16 protein-coding genes are annotated in these 19,607 nt (G+C 43.2%); 4 read left to right on the plus strand and 12 right to left on the minus strand.

Features of this window, described 5'->3' with window-relative positions:
* Positions 1 to 178: 178 nt before the first annotated feature.
* Positions 179 to 388 (minus strand): hypothetical protein, encoded by a 210-nt coding sequence (locus DN068_RS06580; protein WP_110998109.1) that lies wholly within the window; start codon positions 386 to 388, stop codon positions 179 to 181.
* A gap of 1,106 nt (positions 389 to 1,494) precedes the next feature.
* On the opposite strand from DN068_RS06580, the gene DN068_RS06585 reads away from it, so the two are divergent.
* The 4 genes from DN068_RS06585 (at position 1,495) to DN068_RS06600 (ending at position 7,240) form a co-directional block, all read left to right on the plus strand.
* The gene (locus tag DN068_RS06585) at positions 1,495 to 2,838 is read left to right on the plus strand and encodes a DUF2252 domain-containing protein (protein WP_207798865.1); all 1,344 of its coding nucleotides are present in this window, start codon (positions 1,495 to 1,497) and stop codon (positions 2,836 to 2,838) included.
* Between the two features lie 54 nt (positions 2,839 to 2,892).
* On the plus strand, positions 2,893 to 4,506 hold the full coding sequence (locus tag DN068_RS06590) for a rhomboid family intramembrane serine protease (RefSeq protein ID WP_110998110.1): 1,614 nt from the start codon (positions 2,893 to 2,895) through the stop codon (positions 4,504 to 4,506).
* Positions 4,507 to 4,649: 143 nt separating this feature from the next.
* The gene (locus tag DN068_RS06595) at positions 4,650 to 6,284 is read left to right on the plus strand and encodes a rhomboid family intramembrane serine protease (protein WP_110998111.1); all 1,635 of its coding nucleotides are present in this window, start codon (positions 4,650 to 4,652) and stop codon (positions 6,282 to 6,284) included.
* 23 nt (positions 6,285 to 6,307) lie between these two features.
* Positions 6,308 to 7,240, plus strand: a complete 933-nt coding sequence (locus tag DN068_RS06600; RefSeq protein ID WP_110998112.1) for a hypothetical protein — start codon at positions 6,308 to 6,310, stop codon at positions 7,238 to 7,240.
* Here DN068_RS06600 and DN068_RS06605 read toward each other — a convergent pair.
* The 11 genes from DN068_RS06605 to DN068_RS06660 all read right to left on the minus strand — a co-directional run bounded on the left by DN068_RS06605 (position 7,215) and on the right by DN068_RS06660 (position 19,539).
* Positions 7,215 to 7,412 (minus strand): YqaE/Pmp3 family membrane protein, encoded by a 198-nt coding sequence (locus tag DN068_RS06605; RefSeq protein ID WP_110998113.1) that lies wholly within the window; start codon positions 7,410 to 7,412, stop codon positions 7,215 to 7,217. The genes DN068_RS06600 and DN068_RS06605 overlap by 26 nt on opposite strands.
* Before the next feature lie 15 nt (positions 7,413 to 7,427).
* Positions 7,428 to 8,849: a hypothetical protein gene (locus tag DN068_RS06610; RefSeq protein ID WP_123985255.1), complete on the minus strand. Its 1,422-nt coding sequence runs from the start codon at positions 8,847 to 8,849 to the stop codon at positions 7,428 to 7,430.
* Between the two features lie 115 nt (positions 8,850 to 8,964).
* On the minus strand, positions 8,965 to 10,377 hold the full coding sequence (locus DN068_RS06615; RefSeq protein ID WP_110998115.1) for a type III PLP-dependent enzyme domain-containing protein: 1,413 nt from the start codon (positions 10,375 to 10,377) through the stop codon (positions 8,965 to 8,967).
* A gap of 279 nt (positions 10,378 to 10,656) precedes the next feature.
* The gene (locus DN068_RS06620) at positions 10,657 to 11,343 is read right to left on the minus strand and encodes an ABC transporter ATP-binding protein (protein WP_110998116.1); all 687 of its coding nucleotides are present in this window, start codon (positions 11,341 to 11,343) and stop codon (positions 10,657 to 10,659) included.
* 12 nt (positions 11,344 to 11,355) lie between these two features.
* Entirely contained in the window at positions 11,356 to 12,255 is a 900-nt protein-coding gene (locus DN068_RS06625) for an ABC transporter permease (RefSeq protein WP_123985256.1), read from the minus strand.
* Between the two features lie 376 nt (positions 12,256 to 12,631).
* On the minus strand, positions 12,632 to 13,447 hold the full coding sequence (locus DN068_RS06635; RefSeq protein WP_110998119.1) for an NHL repeat-containing protein: 816 nt from the start codon (positions 13,445 to 13,447) through the stop codon (positions 12,632 to 12,634).
* Between the two features lie 407 nt (positions 13,448 to 13,854).
* On the minus strand, positions 13,855 to 16,002 hold the full coding sequence (locus tag DN068_RS06640) for a S46 family peptidase (protein WP_165836302.1): 2,148 nt from the start codon (positions 16,000 to 16,002) through the stop codon (positions 13,855 to 13,857).
* Between the two features lie 444 nt (positions 16,003 to 16,446).
* Positions 16,447 to 16,824, minus strand: a complete 378-nt coding sequence (locus DN068_RS06645) for a DUF3592 domain-containing protein (protein ID WP_110998121.1) — start codon at positions 16,822 to 16,824, stop codon at positions 16,447 to 16,449.
* Between the two features lie 103 nt (positions 16,825 to 16,927).
* A complete protein-coding gene (gene lptC / locus DN068_RS06650) occupies positions 16,928 to 17,521 on the minus strand; it encodes an LPS export ABC transporter periplasmic protein LptC (RefSeq protein ID WP_165836303.1) in 594 nt (197 codons plus the stop codon).
* Positions 17,514 to 18,812 (minus strand): hypothetical protein, encoded by a 1,299-nt coding sequence (locus DN068_RS06655; protein WP_123985257.1) that lies wholly within the window; start codon positions 18,810 to 18,812, stop codon positions 17,514 to 17,516. The genes lptC and DN068_RS06655 overlap by 8 nt, the downstream gene beginning before the upstream one ends.
* Entirely contained in the window at positions 18,793 to 19,539 is a 747-nt protein-coding gene (locus DN068_RS06660) for a type III pantothenate kinase (protein WP_110998124.1), read from the minus strand. Before DN068_RS06660 ends, DN068_RS06655 begins: the two co-directional genes overlap by 20 nt.
* Between the last annotated feature and the right edge of the window lie 68 nt (positions 19,540 to 19,607).

Raw genomic sequence — 19,607 nt, forward strand, 5'->3', positions numbered from 1 at the left:
ACGTCCACTCTCTGAGAGTCAACCTTCGAGCAAATAGCATCAACATCCGAGCTTTTTACTCCGAGTCTGGTGTTCAGAACCTCAACGTCCAAGCAAATAACCTCGACGTCGAAGCTTTTAACCTCAATTCTGCGCACTTAAATAAAAAAAGTCCTCCGTTTCGGGAGGACTTTCACTATTAATTCAACATTTTCTCATACAACTCCGTTTCGGGCAACAATGCTTTGAGCAATGCCAGGCAATTGACGTCATCAATTCTATCTGGCCGGCCGTCTTCATTGTACCGTTGCAGCACAGTGATGAGGCTTTCCTGCAAATCGCGGAGCATAGCCGCGGGATCGCAGGTGTCGATCTCAATGATCAGTTTGTTTTCGGTAGCACGTACCATCGTTAATAATTTAGGAATAAAAAAAGCCCGTGCTTAGATGTCCTACGCTTATTAACGGCGTTCGGGGGCTTTCGCCTCCCCGCATCATACACGGGTGTAAGTTGAATTTTACTTGTCATTGGTTAATAATTTAGGAGCTGCAAACATAATGTAAAAAGGGTTGAGTGACAATAAACAAAATTGTCGGGTCTGGTATAGCGTAAGTGTTTAATTACATGGTCATCCCGATGACGACGAAGGAGGAAGTGGGGATCTGATTTCGCGCTTAATGCTCCCGGCGAGCAAGCACACGTACAGTTGAGCGAAGTCTCCCGACTTCGTTCCAGCGGACGCGGTCTCCTGACCGCAGCAATCCGGTCGGGAGACCGGTTTCCATTACAACAAAGTCAGAGACTTTGCTGAACGGAGATTTCAATATATTATTGAAACAGGCCTTTGCAATAGCTACACAAAACTCAACGTATCAACACGCCTATCACACAAAAAATATTTGTTTTTAAACACAGTTCATCCCGATGACGACGAAGGAGGAAGTGAGGATCTGATTTCGCGCTTAATGCTCCCGACGAGCAAGCACACGTACAGTTGAGCGAAGTCTCCCGACTTCGTTCCAGCGGACGCGGTCTCCTGACCGCAGCAATCCGGTCGGGAGACCGGTTTCCACTACAACAAAGTCAGAGACTTTGCTGAACGGAGCCAGTCTCCCGACTGGCAAATATTTTGGACTAGAAACGAGACGTAGTCAAAGACTGCACTGAATTATAGACACGAGAGCGCTACGCTAACGCTCGCGCCAGTGAAATGTATATTGATAGATATTCTGGCGCTGAAATGTGCGACGCAACTCAGGATTAACCGGAGCGATGAAGTTGGTGGCAAAAAGTACCAGGCGCGAGTATCAAACGCGAAACCTGTTCCTCCCCGCAGTACTGTGGGGATACCTCGTCCTCGGGGCGGCCCGTATTTTCGCGGTTTCCCTTTTTAGTGCAGTTTGCTTCGTTCCTCGCAACAACGCGAGTGGGCCTATGTAGTGCGAACCACTCACGCTCGCATCAGTGGATTATTTTCGTTAAATTAGAAGGATAATTAATATAAAAACCTTTCACATGGATTTCTATCAGCAAGGAAAAGATGCCCGTCAAAAAGCAAATCGCAAAGAGCATGCAACCTTTAAGCTTAACCCCAGGCGACCAAGCGTCTTGAAAATGATTACAGATTCGAACTACGACCGTTTACAAAACCTGATTCCAATCCGTCATAAGCGAATGAGCGCCTCACCCTTTGCCTTTTACAGAGGTACCGCCGGTATTATGGCCCAGGACCTTTACTATTTGCCGCATGCCGGCATCAACATACAGGCAATCGGCGACTGTCACCTGATGAATTTTGGCGGTTTTGCCACACCGGAGCGCAGCATGATTTTTGACGCGAATGATTTTGATGAAACACATATCGCCCCCTGGAGCTGGGACCTGAAGCGTCTTGCCACGAGCTTTGTATTGGCGGCCCGCGACAAAGGCATGAGTGACGATGACGCCCGTGAGATTGCTTTTACGCTCGCGCAATCCTACCGCAAATTCATGCATGAATTTGCGGAAATCAGCTTGCTGGATCTCTGGTACATGAAAATTGACGCGGTAGAGATAAGGAATCAGGCGAAAAGTGAAAAAGCAAAAAAACTGATTGATGAAGCACTGATCAAATCACAAAAAGGAACGCACCAGAAAGTCTTCTACAAAATCACCCAAAGTGTTTTGGGCAATTTCGAAATCACTGATCAACCGCCCCTGATCTATCACCCAATGGATGTAAAAAAGGAGATCACCGCGATCAATATGTTTCTCGATAAATATGCAGATACGCTTCAGGGCGACCGTCGCTGGTTGTTTGAGCAATATCGCGTAGTGGATGTTGCACTGAAAGTGGTGGGTGTTGGCAGCGTGGGTACGCGCTGCTATGTGGTATTACTGATGAACCAAAACAATGAACCTCTTTTCCTGCAGGTAAAAGAAGCCCGCCGTAGCGTATTAGAGCCTTACACAGAAAAAAGCCGTTACGCACATTATGGCCAGCGCGTGGTAGAAGGTCAGCGACTGGTGCAGGCGGCGAGTGATATTTTCCTGGGCTGGAGCACTGGTCCTCAGGGAAGGCATTTTTATTTCCGTCAGCTTCGCGACCGGAAGATTGCACCGGAAGTAGATCTTTTCGACAAGACCCTACTCAACGCTTATGCCCGCCTCTGCGGCCGGATGCTCGCGCGGGCACACGCAAAAACCGGCAACGCCAAACTACTCTCCGGCTACATGGGCAAAAGTGAAGTGCTCGATGATGCCATCAGTCATTTCGGTATCGCCTATGCCGACCAAACTGAACGCGACTACGAAGATTTTATGAAAGCGATCCGTTCCGGAAAATTGAAAGTGGATGATGACCCTGCGATGGAAAAATAGGTGGTGATATAGGGAAAGAATGTAATTTCGAGCGATAATTCAGTACTGCTACAGATGAAAAATCTGACTTATAAACTCAAATCGATCTTCTTTCCGCTTTTACTTTTCTGCTTTAGCTTCATCGGAGTCTATTCGGCCTTTAACTGGCTGTTTATTATACGGCTGAAACTCCTTCCGATCAAAGAAGATGCAGCCAATTTCTTCTTGCCCACGATTCTCGCAGGAGTGCTTCTGTATTTCTTTATCAATCCACGGCTTGAAATTTTAATTCTGCAAACCGAAAACGGGAAAAGCAGAAGATTCTTCTATTTTCTGGTGATGCTCATAACAGTTCTAGCGCCAACCACTATAGCGCAGGATTGGATCAGCGCATCGGGAAGACAAATCAACCTACATTCCATTGAAGAAATCAATTCACAACCCGAAGGCAAATATTATACGCTTAAAAATTATTACATAGATAAGAGTAAAGCTATTTTCTACCCCACAGCAGCTGTTGGAGGCAAGTACAACGAAAATATTGGCTTCAATGCATACTATGTAATCCCAATCTACCCAACAATTGCGGACACAAACAAAGAATGTAGTGCGTGGCTGGGCAAGCAATATTCGCACAGAATCAGCAACTCCGGATCTGAGCAAAATAAAGTGGATTCGTTTTCAGCGTTTATTACCGCTTCGCAAGAAAAATTTGCTGCCGAAGATGTTCAAAAATTCACCTACCTCTCCCGAATTGGAAATACAAACGACGCGGACGAATACAAAAAGGCACTGGAATCAGAGCGTAAAAACACTAAGCTGACAATTTTGGTAGCGTCACACGAACCATTACAAGCGCGTTATGGAGAAAAACCTTTCTGGTTTTGCATCACGTTATCTGGTGGAATTTTACTGGTGTTTCTGACATTACTATTTGCCGGTGTAAAAAAGAAACTAGCAAACGTAATCTACGACAAATCATACCCGGGATACGCTACCGTCCGCAAAAAGCGATATAGCGAATTTGAATGGTATACATTTTTCATTCCTTCGAAGACTTTTTTTGTGACTCCAATACTGGTCGATTTAAACATTTTGATCTTTATTGCGATGATATTTTCTGGTTCTGACATTATCAGTATCAGAATCGATGACCTAATAAAATGGGGAGCCAATGATGCCATGTCTATCCACAATGGTGAGTGGTGGCGTCTGATCACCGGCATGTTTCTGCACGGTGGCTTTATTCACTTGACTAATAATATTTGTGCACTTGTTTTTGTGGGAGTAATCCTGGAACCTTTTTTGGGCAGAGCTACTTACACAAGTTTATATTTAATCACAGGCATTATAGCAAGCATTACCAGCTTGTGGCTGAATGCAGGTGTGAGCATCGGAGCCTCAGGTGCGATAATGGGTTTTTACGGCGTATCTCTGGCTCTAATTGTTACCCGGTTTATCTCTCCCGACTCAAGACGATTACTACTCATTCTCATCGCCATTTTCGTCCCAACCAGCTTGCTGATGGGTTTCTTAGGCCGCGCAGATAACGCAGGTCATATTGGAGGTCTGGTAAGTGGCCTTGTTCTTGGGTTGACTTATGTGCGCTACATGAAAATAAAAAACGGTTCCGCTCAGCCCGATGTTAGAAACAGCAACAATCAGCGCGATCACTCTATCAACATCTAACCCATGCCTCAATCCATTCAATCCGTTAAGCGCCGTTTGCGGAAAGGAGCAAAATTTCTTCACCCTATGGTAAACAATCCGAAAACGGTTTGAATTCTCCCGAAGAAATATAATTTTAACCCCAATATCTACACACACAACAAATGAAAGGTCTCGCTTATAAACTCAAATCGATCTTCCTGCCGTTTTTATTAATTGGCATCAGCACTATCGTGCTTTATACGTTCCTGAACTGGCTGCTCTTTGTGAAGTTTAATGTTTTCTCCGTAAAAGAAGATATTACCAACCTATTCATTCCAATCTTTATCGCTATAATACCTTTATTAATTTGGGTGAATCCGAAGTTCAAGAACCTAAAACTCGAGAACAAGCAAGGCAAAAGCTACGGCATGCTTTATTTCATAATCATGATGATTGCAATCGCGATTCCGACAGTCATTGCGCAAAACATTATGATTGCGGCTACGTCGAAATTGTCTGCACTAAACAATATCAACGAAATCAACTCGCAACCTGCTACAAAATATTATACGCTCAAAGAATACTATGTTGACAAAATCCACGCTGGCATTAACTCTGAAGCGGAGATTACAGGCAAGCACAATGAAAATGTAGCCTTCAGAATATACCTTTCTTTACCGATTTACAAAAGCGTTGCCGATACCACACAAGAACCTATTGCCTGGCTGGGTAAAGAATATTCTAAAACTGTCGACAACCCAAAGACCGATCAGCGGAGAGATGAGCTATACCATGAGTTCGCACAAAACACGCAAGCATTATTTGACCAGGCAGATTTTCAACAATTCACTTACCTGACGCGCCTTGGCAATACTGATGAACATGATGGTTTCAACAAAGCGATAAAACAAGCTGGAAGTGATAAAATTGTACCAGTACTGACCGCATCAGACGAACCTTTTGAAGGCGGCGTAGGCGACAGGCCCATATGGCTGGGCGAAAGTTTTCTTGGCGGTGCATTGATTATATTCCTGATGCTTTTAATTCCAGGCGTAAAAGAAAAAACATTTTATCCCGAAGCGAAAAAACACGAACAACATACCATCAGCAATGAAGCAGTAAATGCAAAGGCGGAAGATTTTAAATGGCATAACCTATTCCTTCCTTCGAAGGAATCTTTCATCACACCGATTCTGATAGATCTCAATCTCATCGTTTTTATCATCATGGTATTTACCGGCGCAGGCTTGATTTCTATTCAAAGTGAAACACTGGTAAAATGGGGTGCGAATTACGGTCCGCTTACAAAAGACGGTGAATGGTGGCGACTACTGACCAGTACCTTTTTGCACGGAGGTATCATGCACTTGTTGATGAATATGTATGCGTTGCTATTTGTCGGACTGTTCCTCGAAAAATCGTTAGGACGTGGTGTATATCTGGTACTTTACCTGATAACCGGCATTATCGCCAGCGCTACCAGTCTCTGGTGGCATGCCGACACGGTGAGCATTGGTGCATCGGGCGCTATCATGGGCATGTACGGTGTGTTTCTCGCACTGTTGCTCACAAAAATTTATCCGCCGGAATTCAACAAAGCTTTTCTCGCCAGCACAGGAATATTTGTTTTATTCAATCTGACTGCGGGAATGCAAGGCGGCGTAGATAACGCAGCACACGTTGGCGGATTAATAAGTGGCTTCTTGCTCGGTTTGCTTTATGTGCCTTATCTGAAGTTTAAAACTAAAGGAACTCCAATTCCGGATTTCATACAAAGCACGACTGACGAAGAAAATCATGCTGCGAATAATAATTAATGTTTCTGATCTCTGTATTCTAAATGAACCCTGAATTTTCATTTAAACTGCGGCGAATCTTCCTGCCGTATGCAATATTTACGGTAAGTGCTATCGCGCTCTATTCGTTGCTAAACCTGTACGACTATGATGACGAGTTTCCTGTCTTCACAGACACGACAGTAGATCATTATTTCCCTTTTCTATTTACACTGATCCTCTCGCCTATCTTCATATTCCGCAGGTTTAAACTTTTAGACCTCAATCCCAAAAACAATCCCAGACTAGAGCCATACGCGCCCATTTTCCTGGCATCTGTTGTAACGATTGGTTTTTCGATCGTCACCGCACAAAACTATTTACGGGATACCTACGGGAAATTCGTCCACCTTCAGCATATCGACGACATCCAGAACACGCAAAATCGTTTCTACACAGTTGGGAATTTTTATGTCAAGAAAAGTCATCCGCGAACGATTCTCAGAACCTATACAACAGGCAAACACAGTGAGCATTTAAATTTCGACTATTACTTTTTGCTTCCTCTTTACAATACTGTTACCGACACTAACCAAACCTGTAAAGCCTGGCTAGGTTGGATTTACAGTGAAGAGCAAAATAACCGCGGTGACGCGTACCAAGACAGTGTTGAAAAAGATTTTGTGCAGCGGGCATCTGTTATTTATGAAAAGCAAACCTTCCGAAACTTTCCTTATTTAATTCGCATCGGCAATACGGATGAACGCGTACGCTTTCGCGATATAATTCCCTTTGGCCTCCCCAAAGATAAAATGCCCATACTTGTAATGGCGGATGAGCCTTACAAACAAAAACGCAATATGGATTTATTGAAATTCCTGGGGGCATTTATCATTACGCTAGCATTGCCGTTTGGAATTATACTGTGCAATGACTTAAAAGAGGATGCCATGATTGACGAAGACCGTTACACTAGCCTTTTCTCATCGCCCGAATAAGCTTTCTATTCCGCCGGTTCTCCCGAGATTCCTGCAATGAAACCACCGCCCATATCGCAGCGGGAATCCAGCCAAGAATGGTAATCTGCAACAGCAGACAAATAAAACCTGTAATAATTCTACGTCTCAGAAAGAAGGACAGCCAGGGAACAAGAACGGCGATGAGCGTCATTTCCCGAAATTAAGATTAATTCCGTTTCAGCAATTCAAAATACCTATTACTGTCGATCGTGGTAAAATTGCCAAATGTCAGAGAATCCTGCGCTTTTTTGTCTTTGATGATCAGCCAGTCGAACGTCGCGAGTTGCTCTTTATTTAATACAGTTACGTCGGTCCGGATTTTATCCTTATGCAGCAATTCATACTGAAGACGTTCACCTGTGTAATAAGAATAAGGATCCTGTCCCCAGTCCAATACACCGATTTTATGCGCATCGGGCGTATGCGGAATATTGGCAAATGCATTTGCGATGGCGAAATCACAATCGTGCTCGGCACGGAATGCTTTAAAAAATGCGTTGTTTAGCAAAAATATACAGCATACAGAAAGAGCAATAATCGTAGTCAGTACAAAACCATTTGCTGAAGTAATTTTTATTAAAGCTCGGTCAAGTATCGCCATTAAACCAAGAGAAACGAACGGAACCAAATATATCCAGGTGCGCTCAAAAGGAATAACCCGGTGCAACAATAATATAAAGAAAGGCGACAAGAGGAATACCACTACAAACCAGTCAAACGTCCGGTTCATTGCCCGTTTTTCGGTCGCTCCCAATACTGCAACAGCCAGGATAACAACCAACAGGAAAGACATTCCCCAAGGCATTCCTACCATCCATTTTGCAACTGATATCAAATGTGTATTCACCTTCGGCAGCAGCTCAGCTTTAGACAAATGAACTACATGACTAAAAGCATCCGTACCATTAAGTTTCAAAACCGGCCGGTACAGCAGATAGGTGCCCATGCCGGCAAGCAAATTGCAGATCGTAAATCTTACAATCAATGCTTTTTCCCGACGGAAAATCAACAGTAAATACAACGCGACATTTGCCGCAAAAATCGCATAGACGCCAGACGGTATCGTATACAAAACGCCGCAAACAGATATTATGTACAACAAACTGTTCCGGAAAATCTGCCTTTTCTCCAGCAGTGCAACGATTGCCATAAACATCAACCAGACCATAAGCGTCAAAAGTGCATATCCTCGCGCCTGCACAGCGTAGTTCAGCATTGGATGGGAAAAAGCAAGCAGAACTGCGGGGAGAATGATGACCTGTTCTTTGTAATACCGCGATGCAAACCTTACGAAAAGAACATTTAAGAGCACGGCGCTGCAAACACTGATAAGACGCATTTTTATTTTGGGATCACCCGGAAAATGTTCCATCACGGCCGTCAATACAGAAAAAAGAATATGGTTATTGGGAAGCGGATAAAAAGTAGCCGATACTTTAATACCCCTGCTGGTGAAATTGTAATAGGTCCACGTCTCATCATAGTGCAATGGCAACGTAACTGTGTAATAGAGTAAAAGCGCAAATAATAAGGCCCAGAAACAATAAAAAAAGACCTTGCAAGGGCGGGTAAGGTTCGGTAAAAACATGCGCAAACATACAAAAAGAGCTGCTAATAGTGGACGATTAACAACACTCCTAACTCATAACCATAAGAAAGGTCCAGCGTTTTGCCGGACCTTTCTCTATCTGATATGAATTAAATTATCTGATATAACCCAGAATTTTCAACATGCTTTGTGGCGTTTGCTCCTTAGCATACAGCCAGTCTTCGAGCTCGCCGTTTTTATCGTATTCAACAACAACGTGCTTCGGAGAAGGAATCATACAGTGTTTGATACCTCCGTAGCCTGCCAGTTGATCCTGGTATGCACCGGTGTGGAAGAAGCCGATATACAAAGGCTCCGGATTTTTCTCCCGATCAGCCTTCGGCAAAAACACTGCATTAATATGTTCTTCCGAAGTATAGAAATCGTGACTATCACAGGTAAGACCACCCAAGTGTACTTCCTGGTATTCTTCATCCCAGCGGTTTACCGGCAGCATCAGGAATTTCTCCCCTATACCCCATGTATCCGGCAATGTAGTGATGAATGAACTATCGATCATATACCAGATCTCACGATCGTTCTGCATTTTCTCGTCGAGTACGCTGTACACCACGGCACCAGATTCACCTACGGTAAAAGAACCAAATTCGGTATAGATATCCGGCATGTCCACTTTATTTTTCTTACACACCTTTTTGATGGTAGAAACAATTTCGTTGGCCATGTATTGGTAGTCGTATTCAAAACCGAGCGAGTGCTTGATCGGGAAGCCACCGCCGATGTTGACGCTATCCAGTTCCGGACAAATCTTCTTCAATTGGCAGTACAGGTTGATCACCTTATTCAGCTCACTCCAGTAATAAACATCATCCTTGATGCCTTTATTCATGAAGAAGTGCAGCATTTTCAGCTGGAACTTTTCATTGCCTTTGATTTTATCTACGTAAAATTCCAGTACATCACGACTGCGGATACCGAGGCGCGAGGTATAGAAATCAAACGTTGGTTCTTCTTCTGCCGCAATACGGATACCAATTTTCACGGGATCTTTAGCGCGGATCAGACGCTTGTAATCCTCAAACTCGTTTTTATTATCGAGCACGGGAATTACATTTTTAAAACCGTCATTGATCAAACGGGCGATATTACGTGTATAGGTTTTTGTTTTAAAACCATTACAGATAATAAATGTTTCTTTATTGATCTTACGACGCTTGTACAGTTGCTTTACAATTTCAATATCGTAAGCAAAAGAAGTTTCCAGATGCACGCCGTGCTTCAGGGTTTCTTCTACGATAAATGAGAAATGGGAAGCTTTGGTAACATAACAATAATAATAGTTACCGTCGTACTTATGCTTTTTAATGGCGTCGTTAAAGATTTTCTTAGCCTTGTTGATCTGCATCCCTATTTTAGGTAAATACGTCAGCTTAAAGGGCGTTCCGTATTTGTCGATCAACCTTTTCATATCCAATCCATTGAATTGGAGATAATTGTCTTTAACTTCAAAACCCTCCTGCGGGAAGTGGAAGGTCTGATGAACGAGATCAGTGTATGTATTATTCATTTATCCGGCTAGAGCTAAACGGCTAAAAATGTTTTTAGAGCACAAAAGTATATTTTTCTCTCGGCAATTGGACAATTGATTATTTAAGATTGGAGATTCAATTTGCGCTGTCTCCTCCATAGGACAGGAATTTCAAGATTACCTGATTAAATAGACCTGACTACCGGGCAAACTCCTGTACGGAACTTACCGAAATCCTGTACAGAAGTTCAACAAATCCTGTACAGGATTTTCCCAGGTCCTGTACAGGATTTCTTGTTAGAAATCTGAGAAGACCCCTTATTGACCGGAACCAAGTATCCGCTCCACCAATCCGCCTACAAAATCTACCTTCATTTCTTGTTCCAGGGATGCAAATTCCTGCTCGTGAACAGACCGGACAATTTCGCCTTCGCGCAGCAAATGAATCTCGTCACAGGTTTCGCTCAGCGTAGAGAAAATATGCGAGGAAATAATAACCGTTTTACCCAATTCCCGGAGCTTCCGGATAATTTCAACGATCACAATATTGCTTTGGATATCTACTCCGTTAAAAGGTTCATCCAGAATAAAATATTCGTTTTGCTGCAGCAGCAAAGCCGTCAAAGCCAACTTCTTCTTCATGCCGGTTGAATACGTTGCTGCATACTGACCCAGCGGTAAGTCAAAAACATTCCGTTGGTCTAAATTATCAACCTTCACGTCCCGGGCATTGCAAAGCAAACGGATATACTCCGCGCCGGTAATCTTCGGAAAAAAATAAGGTTCCGTCAACAGTAGTCCGAGATGGTCTTTCAGCCGGTCTTTATCCGATTGAATGTTTCCGCTGTAATCTTCCAATCCGGCGATACAACGAAATAAGGTTGTCTTCCCTGCCCCATTTTTTCCGACAATTCCATATACATGTCCACGTTCAAACTGCAGATTAATATTCTGCAACACAGTTTTACTACCGTAGCTTTTAGAGAGATTTTGCAGCTTTATCATCCAACAGTTCGTTTAAATGTTTTGCGGAACGCAGAAAAAATAAGGAATAAGTACAATCAAAAACAGCGGCATTGCGATACATACAGCCAACAAAATGGTTTGCATCAGGCTCATTTCACTCGGATAAGCCGCGTATTTGGCAACAATCATGTAAATAAGAAACGCGTAGCCTATTGCCAAAAACAGCAACAACATACCGATATCATGGTAAAAGAAACAACCGAGCAATAATACGATTGGCAATACGATAACGGAAACATGCAACAGCGCTGTAGCTATTTTACGGAGCAAAAACTGACGTCCATCTAGTTTGTACGACCACACAAAATATTCGTGCTCCGGCTTCACATAAAAAAAGAGGCAAACACCAAAACTGATCATTAATGCAAATAGACCAAGATTGAAATTGCCAACGAAACACGCGATCAGACTTACTGCATAAGTCAACAAAAACAAATAAAAACTGTTTCTGAAACCAACTATAAATTCGAAAGGTTTCTTAGCAAAAGGTGTAGGAATGGTAATATTCGCCGTTGTACGAAATCTGGCGAAAGCCAGCAATGAAGCGAATAGCGGCAGCACACACGCAAAAAGGAAATATTGTTTATAACAGAGAAAAAACACAAAAGGCAATACAGCTAACACGTTCTCCGTTATTCTCAGCTGGTTTAATTTCCGCTTCGGAAAGCATTGACTTAAAAAATCATTTCGCTTTAGCTCCGATAATTTTCCAGCCAGGCTCAACGCCAATAACGGATAAACATAGACAGCATAGGGCGTCTTGTAAAAAAGATATGCTGAAATACCAACAAAGGCAGCCATCGCCAATACATATCCGATCAGCGGATGGATTCCTGCATCCTTGAACCAACGATTGGTCATGCGGACCTGAAGGGAGAAGTAATGTTTCAATGGTCAATGGTGAATGGTGAATCGTCCACGCAGTGCAACTTTACGTTGTTTTAGTTTAAGGAAATCACAAATCCTGAATGTTCGCTAATTTCATGTGATGAACCTTGGTAAAATATTTCTGTTTACCGTAGCAATGATCGCTATTATTATCCTGGCAAAATGGGCTCGAAAAAAAGCAGGCCGACAAAAAAATCCGGAAGCCACATTAACTCAAGAGATAGTATGGTGGGTCTTGACAGTAGGTATTATTTTCATTCTGGGATGTATCGTTAATTATGTAGGATGCTTCAACTAACTGTCCGTTTGACGTCGTCCCTCCTCACAACAACCCGTATTATTGTATGTGAGGTTTTGACTTTTGAATTTTGACTTTAATTTACTCCGGCATTCTATACAATACCAGCCGGTCATTATACAATACATACAAGTTATGTCGTGCAATGACAGCATTGATAATCGGCTCTGGTTGCGGAAGCAAAATGATATTGGTACGAAGTGATTTCAAATTATAAGACATCAGACTATCCTCGCGACGATAAATAAGCTGGTCGCCGTAAACCTGCAGAAACTTTACGTTCGGAATAGAAAGCGTATTGATATAGCTGGCGTATTGATCGAATACCATAATGCCTTCGGTAGTATCGCAGATATAAAGTTTGCGTTCCTTCTCTACCATAAATACAGGTTGCGGCACCACACCTACTTGCTGGCGCAGATCATTGCTGGATGCTATTTCCTGCAGCTGATCGTCGATTTTACGAAGACGGGCATTAAACTGATCGTACACCCATAGATTACCATCAGCACTATTAGCCACCACCGGCGGATGTGTCAAACCCATTTGCGTGAGATTGATTTCATTCTTTAAAGCCAGCATACGATCCAGGATTTCCACTTTTGAATAATCAGGATAATAAAGGATTAACCGAAGCGGATTCGTCGCATCTATTGCCTCAATATTACCATTGAAAATAACCCGGTAAAAAGCGCTGCTGTCACCGGCATCCGTAAAACGGATCAGATTATTACCTGCGCGCACCACATAAACATTGCCCAGTTCGTCTGCAGTCAGCAGTTTACCTTTCATCGGTATCGACTTGATCACATGCAGCGAATCAGCCGCTGTGGACTTTCCCGCGAAAGCGAATACAAAAAACAAGAAAGGTAACAGGTAGCGCTGCATATATTTCATTCTGACCAAATGTAAACAAAAAAGTGGTCCCCGTTATGGGACCACTTTTTAAGTATCAAGTAGTAAGTATCAAGCTGTGATTGCAGATCCGCATTTATTGTAAACGCGAAATCAGATTGTCACTTCGTCGTTCCTCCTCATCGCAACAACCTACAGGGTTTGGCACCACTTTTTAAGTATCAGACTATGATTGTTGCCGGGCTTCGACTCCGCTCAGCCTGACAAACGCGAGCGATACCCACCTCACAAACGCCCCGTCAAAATATGCAGATTGCTTCGTACCTCGCAAAGACGTAATGCAGAAAACCTTCGCGTCATAGAGTCTCCGTGAGCAGCACCCTTATGCGTCTTTGCGTGAATCCACTATTGAGGACAAGCTTTCAGCTTTAGGCGTTGAGCTTTCAGCCTTAGTTATGCACGTCCATTTCCTCAATCAGATTCTGGGCATGGCCCATTTTATCGATCAGGAACAGGATGAAGCGAATATCACAAACAATGGTGCGCTTATATTTTTTGTCGAACGCGATATCACCGCTCATTGCTTCCCAGTTGCCGTCAAATGCAGCACCGATCAGCTCTCCGTTTGCATTAATCACCGGACTACCAGAGTTACCGCCGGTAATATCATCGGTTGTAATGAAACAAGTATGCAGCGTGCTGTCTTTATCCATATAGCGACCGTAATCTTTCTTGTTATACAGGTCAATCAGTTCTTTCGGAACATCAAACTCATCGCTGCCCGGTTTATATTTATCCATCAGACCATCCAGCGTCGTGAAATAATCATACTTCACACCATCCTGCGGACGATAGCTTTTTACAGAACCGTAAGTAATACGCATCGTAGAGTTTGCATCCGGGTAGAACAATTTGCCTTCTTTCATTTTCATCAGACCGCCTACATAAGCTTTCGCGAGTTCTCTTTTCTTTTCGCTGAAAGCCTGCACTTTTGGTTCGTAAAATTCGGTGTAGTTGTGTACAAAGCTCAGTGCATACTGTGCAGCAGCGTCATTCGCGATATCTTCTTTCTTCGGATTTTTCGTGAATGCATCAAATTTTGCATCATCCAAAAGCATTGTGTTGTTGAACACATAATCTGCATAATCAACGAAAGTTTTATCCAGATTATCGCTGCCGAATTTTTTGAAGATTACATTCTGGTAAATATCCGGATGCTGTGATTTAGGCACTTCTTTGTAATACATTTTTGCCATTTCAGCCAGCATCTCCTGTTCTGTACCGCGGTCGTAATCTTTCATCGCAGCTTTACGCGCAGCAATCAGTGCATCTGTATATTTCTTTACCGTGTCTTTATCACCTTTATCCAGTGCTTTGTGCAACGGATCCAGCGCAGCAGCAATTCGTGCAACAGCAGAAGCTTTGAAACACTCAGAATAGAAGATGGTTTGTTTTGCGTACGGTTTGTAATCAGCGTAGATATTTGCAAAACGGCTCATCAGATCGGCACTTGCTTTATCATTAACTTTCGCCCATTTGATGAATGCAGATTCTTCGTTTTGCTTTTTAGAAATAACGTTCAGGCGTTTCAGTTGCTCCGTCTGACCGATATAGTATTTCCAGTAGTTAGCGATACGTGCGTATAAACCTGTTTCTTTCAGATAAACCGCTTTGTCTTTCGCCATATGACGGCGCATGATTGACAAACGCAGATCGCGGATGGCTACGATATCCGGATTTTGTTCGTTGATCGCGAGATCAACACCGTAAGATGTTTCGTAACGATTCGTACGGCCGGGATAACCGAAGATCATTGCATAATCACCTTCCTGAACACCTTTAATAGATACAGGCAGGAATTTTTTAGGCTGATAAGGAACGTTACTGTTAGAATACTCAGCGGGTTCGTTGTTTTTATCGGCATATACACGGAACATAGAGAAATCCGCTGTATGACGCGGCCACATCCAGTTGTCGGTATCACCACCAAATTTACCGAGTGATTTCGGCGGCGTGCCTACCAGGCGAACGTCTGTATATTTTTTATAAACCAGCAGGAAAAATTGGTTGCCATTGAAATAATCTTTTACACTCACAACGTATTTACCACCTTCCGCTGCGCGGTCTTCGATCTTCTTTTTTACTGCTTCAAATTTCTTTGCGTATTTCTCACCAGTTGATTTGCCCACCGCCTTCATTACTTCAGCAGTTACATCGTCGATGTGTTGCAAATACAATACAGAAACACCTTTCGCCGGCAATTCCTGATCGTGACTGTATGCCCAGAAACCATTATCGAGATAGTTTTTTTCTACCGTACTCAGGCTGGCAATCGGATCGTAACCACAGTGGTGATTGGTCAGCAGCAAACCGCTTCCCGATATCATCTCACCGGTACAACCGCCATTAAATTGCACAATCGCATCTTTCATGCTTGCATGATTGATGTTGTACAGATCATCTTGGGTAAGTTTCAGACCCATACGAACCATGTCATTATAGTTCTTACCGATCAGCGAAGGGATCCACATACCTTCATCTGCGCGTGCCATCTGGAAAGTGGCAACCGCAAGAATGGACAATAAAAGTTTTTTCATAATCTGCGAAAAGATTCTAATGCCCGCGAAAATACGCATTTCAGACGGCTGATGGCTGATTTTCTAGTCGCTGGCTGAATTCAGAATCAAAACTTTTTTTACCGAACGTCTTAACTCCGGTCATGCTTCGTTGCGTCGCAGTACGTTCATCGGCAATACTACTATTAACCACTGTTCTGAATAAAATATAAACCCAAAGCGCGTAGAAAACAACCGTTCGGCAAAGTCTCTGACTTTGCCGCAGTGGCGCCCGGTCTCCTGACCGGAGAAAATAAATACAGTGGTGGCAGTACAGACGTTGCACACAACGTCTTCAAATAATGAGGAAAATAAACTTTAAAAACGCACTCGCGCATGTCATATCGACGAAGAAGACATCTCACCTAATACGGGCAAAAACTTGCAAAGGGAATTCTCCTTCGGAGGAGCTAAAGGAGGCCAAAATTATTTATGCATATATCCAAAAATGCCAAGTCCGATCAGAAACATCCCGAATAGTATTCCTCCAATCTGAAAAATAGCTTGCACACTGGAAGCTACAATAAAAGAACCTGGTGTTTCTGCATCATAGCAGACATCAATTTCTTTGCCCTTCCTATAACCAAGCGTACCATGTTTCAGATTTGCCGGATTTCCCGAAACCTCAGTGCCATTTTTGTCGATAAAGCTGACAAATAAATAGGCAGCTCTGCCTTCCCTGACTACATCGGACACGACACCTTTCGTATGCGTCCCTTTGAGTTTAAACCGACGATTCAGGAACAGGCCACGAATAAAATAAATAACAATGCAGATACCGAATATGCAGGGAATAAAATACATGTTGAGATCGAGGCTTGAAGTTTTTTAATATTGACACGGAGAAAAACAAAATTCTTAAAATCACAGGTGTCAATCTCCAATCACAAATATTAAATCGCCAATATTATTGCGGCACACTACCCTTGTCCACCTTCACTTCTCCACGTGGATTTTTAATTTCATAGACGGTAAAATCTTCGTTGGCTTCCAGACCGTCGCCATACATTACCTGAGTTGGTGTGGTAATGCGCACAAATTTTGAAGTATAGAATTTCTGGATCTTTTGATTCCAGACCAGTTCTTCCGTATTCAGGCGCTCCCCTTTTTTATTGACGATAACGATGCTGTCGCGGATAAGTACATTACCCTGCGCATCATAATAGCGCGCGTAGCGGGCATCAAGCGTGTTTTCCACTTTCATGCTGTCGTTATAAAACTCTACATGCACGCCTTTCTTCATATCGATGTACGGCGGTCGTGCTAGTTCATTACGAACAAATTCCTTTGCCTGCAGTTTAGCTTTTACCTTACCGCGCTCACTGTACATAATCGTTACATCCGTCGCACGATCCATCTGCAGCGTCGATTTATTTACCAGCGCGTCAATTTCTTTCGGATCATTCTGACAGGCACTGAACAGGCACAAAAACAAAATACCCGGAAATACGCTCCGGGCATTTGTCTTAAAAGTATTTTTATGTAGCCTCAGCTTAGTCATACTTACGTTTGATAAACCATTTATCATTCAAAGATATGCCTAATGAGAAACGAACAAAGTTTTCTTTAATCAGGCCGTTGGTTTCTGTACCACGTTTACCGATTTCCAGTGCTGTATGCAGGCGGTCAGTACTACGTTTGAACGGAAAGCTCGCGCCAACTGTTACCGCGTAATAATCAAAACCAGTATTATTCAGCTTCACATAATCACTACCATAATAACCACCAATGCGGTAAGTCACACGCTGGAAATAGTTATAAATGCTACTTGGATTAGGAGTAAACTCAGCACCCACGCCCACTCTGTAAGAATCCTGCACCGAATCCGGCGCGCCAAAATTCGTATACTGACTCCATTTAGTAGCAGAATAGTCAACATTTACGGCCCAGCGATCATTGCCTGATATCTGTGCACCAAAGCTGTAAGATGTCGGCAAATGAATTTTGCCTTTCACAGCAGGATCGTAATAAGAAGTATCCTGAACTGTAGTACCGCCAATGATTGCGAAATTTACATAGTAGTTATCACGAGCAACATTCACATCCTGCCCGATAGTTGCCGTCGCTCCCAAACGCAATTTCAGCTTGCTGTTCAGTTTAGTTTCATACATGGCACCACCTTTCCAGTAAATACCGCCGATTTTATTATAGCGTGTAAATTCAGAGCTCAGGAATGGAATAGTATCAGCCTGTTGCAATACACTTGAGTTACGAATTGTACCAAAAAGGTAGCCGAAATTAAAGCCTAGGCTAAAACCTCCGATTTTGTACGCCGCGCCGAGATAAGCATAGTTCAGACCACCGTCACCGGAATACACATAAGTGTTTTTACCAAGTCCGTTGATCGTAACACTATCCAGCATTTTATAGTAGACTTTCGTCTGCGGTCTCAAACCGAGACTCAAACCGCCGTGTTTTCCCATTGGGATACCGATTGCCAGATAAGACAATGTTGCAGTACCGGTACTATAATTAGAACCGTTACTGTGAATGCCCAGCATTTCAGCTTCACCGGCCAGTTCGTATGTAGTGAGCTTTAAACTCGCATAAGAAGCCGGGTTGTCCGCGTTGATGGCAAAAGGATTGGCATAGGCTGTTGAAGCGCTACCCATTCCCCTAACACCGATGTTGGACGTATTTCTCAGCGTACCGAGGCCATATCTTGAATAAGGATCATTCTCCTTTCCAGACAACGGACTACTGCCTGTTGTATTGGTTTGGGCCGTAGCGGCAAAGCCGGTGGCCATCAGTAAAGTACCGAGAAAAAAATGTCTAACGTATTTGTGGGACATTATGTTTTAATATTAGATTTAGCCCTTCCAGCAACAGATTTGGGTCTGCAAATATCTTATTTTTAAGTTTGGTTCCAAAGAAAGCTGCATCACCACCAGTTAATACCGCGTTAAAATCAGGATATTGTGCGCTGTACGCATCAATCATACCATCTATTTCAAACGCCATTCCATTCACAACACCGCTGCGCATGGAAGTTTCGGTATCATAGCCCATTAGCAAAAGATCACCTTCCGGGGCTACTTCCGGCAATTTATCGGTAAATGCATTCATTGCTTTGAAACGCATTTGCAATCCCGGAGAAATCGCACCGCCACGGAAAGCTTTATTTTTATGCAGGAAGTTGTAAGTTATGCAGGTACCAAGGCTGATCACCAGGTTGTTCTTTTCAGGAAAAAGACCATAAGCACCTACTACTAATGCAACGCGATCACCACCAAGTGTACCCGGAGAATGATAAGCATTCATCACCGGCAGACGAGCATTGTCATCAAGCTTCACATAATACTGCACCTGTTCGCGCAGCATCTGCTCGGTTTGTTCGGTTCCGTTTACCACAGAGCAAAAAATAGCAGCCTGCGGCTGATGTTTTTCAATAAGCTCCTGTAATGCCTGATGCGCCTGGGCTTCATCAAAATGCTGCGTTTCAAGCAGCGTGTCGTTAGGGCCAAAGAGCGCCGTTTTCACACGGCTGTTGCCCCAGTCGATACAGAGGTTGATTGCCATTCCTGTAAATTCGTTTCTGGTTTGAATGGGTACAAAATAGTAAAAAACAATTCCGCCTGTATCAAATA

Origin of the sequence: Taibaiella soli (assembly GCF_003236175.1) — a bacterium.
GTDB lineage: Bacteria > Bacteroidota > Bacteroidia > Chitinophagales > Chitinophagaceae > QKTW01.

What these genes read in the sequence shown, in the direction of transcription:
- DN068_RS06580 (WP_110998109.1), bottom strand. Translation starts at nt 388, where the DNA reads ATGGTACGTGCTACCGAAAACAAACTGATCATTGAGATCGACACCTGC.
- DN068_RS06585 (WP_207798865.1), top strand. Translation starts at nt 1,495, where the DNA reads ATGGATTTCTATCAGCAAGGAAAAGATGCCCGTCAAAAAGCAAATCGC.
- DN068_RS06590 (WP_110998110.1), top strand. Translation starts at nt 2,893, where the DNA reads ATGAAAAATCTGACTTATAAACTCAAATCGATCTTCTTTCCGCTTTTA.
- DN068_RS06595 (WP_110998111.1), top strand. Translation starts at nt 4,650, where the DNA reads ATGAAAGGTCTCGCTTATAAACTCAAATCGATCTTCCTGCCGTTTTTA.
- DN068_RS06600 (WP_110998112.1), top strand. Translation starts at nt 6,308, where the DNA reads ATGAACCCTGAATTTTCATTTAAACTGCGGCGAATCTTCCTGCCGTAT.
- DN068_RS06605 (WP_110998113.1), bottom strand. Translation starts at nt 7,412, where the DNA reads ATGACGCTCATCGCCGTTCTTGTTCCCTGGCTGTCCTTCTTTCTGAGA.
- DN068_RS06610 (WP_123985255.1), bottom strand. Translation starts at nt 8,849, where the DNA reads ATGTTTTTACCGAACCTTACCCGCCCTTGCAAGGTCTTTTTTTATTGT.
- DN068_RS06615 (WP_110998115.1), bottom strand. Translation starts at nt 10,377, where the DNA reads ATGAATAATACATACACTGATCTCGTTCATCAGACCTTCCACTTCCCG.
- DN068_RS06620 (WP_110998116.1), bottom strand. Translation starts at nt 11,343, where the DNA reads ATGATAAAGCTGCAAAATCTCTCTAAAAGCTACGGTAGTAAAACTGTG.
- DN068_RS06635 (WP_110998119.1), bottom strand. Translation starts at nt 13,447, where the DNA reads ATGAAATATATGCAGCGCTACCTGTTACCTTTCTTGTTTTTTGTATTC.
- DN068_RS06640 (WP_165836302.1), bottom strand. Translation starts at nt 16,002, where the DNA reads ATGAAAAAACTTTTATTGTCCATTCTTGCGGTTGCCACTTTCCAGATG.
- DN068_RS06645 (WP_110998121.1), bottom strand. Translation starts at nt 16,824, where the DNA reads ATGTATTTTATTCCCTGCATATTCGGTATCTGCATTGTTATTTATTTT.
- lptC (WP_165836303.1), bottom strand. Translation starts at nt 17,521, where the DNA reads ATGACTAAGCTGAGGCTACATAAAAATACTTTTAAGACAAATGCCCGG.
- DN068_RS06655 (WP_123985257.1), bottom strand. Translation starts at nt 18,812, where the DNA reads ATGTCCCACAAATACGTTAGACATTTTTTTCTCGGTACTTTACTGATG.
- DN068_RS06660 (WP_110998124.1), bottom strand. Translation starts at nt 19,539, where the DNA reads ATGGCAATCAACCTCTGTATCGACTGGGGCAACAGCCGTGTGAAAACG.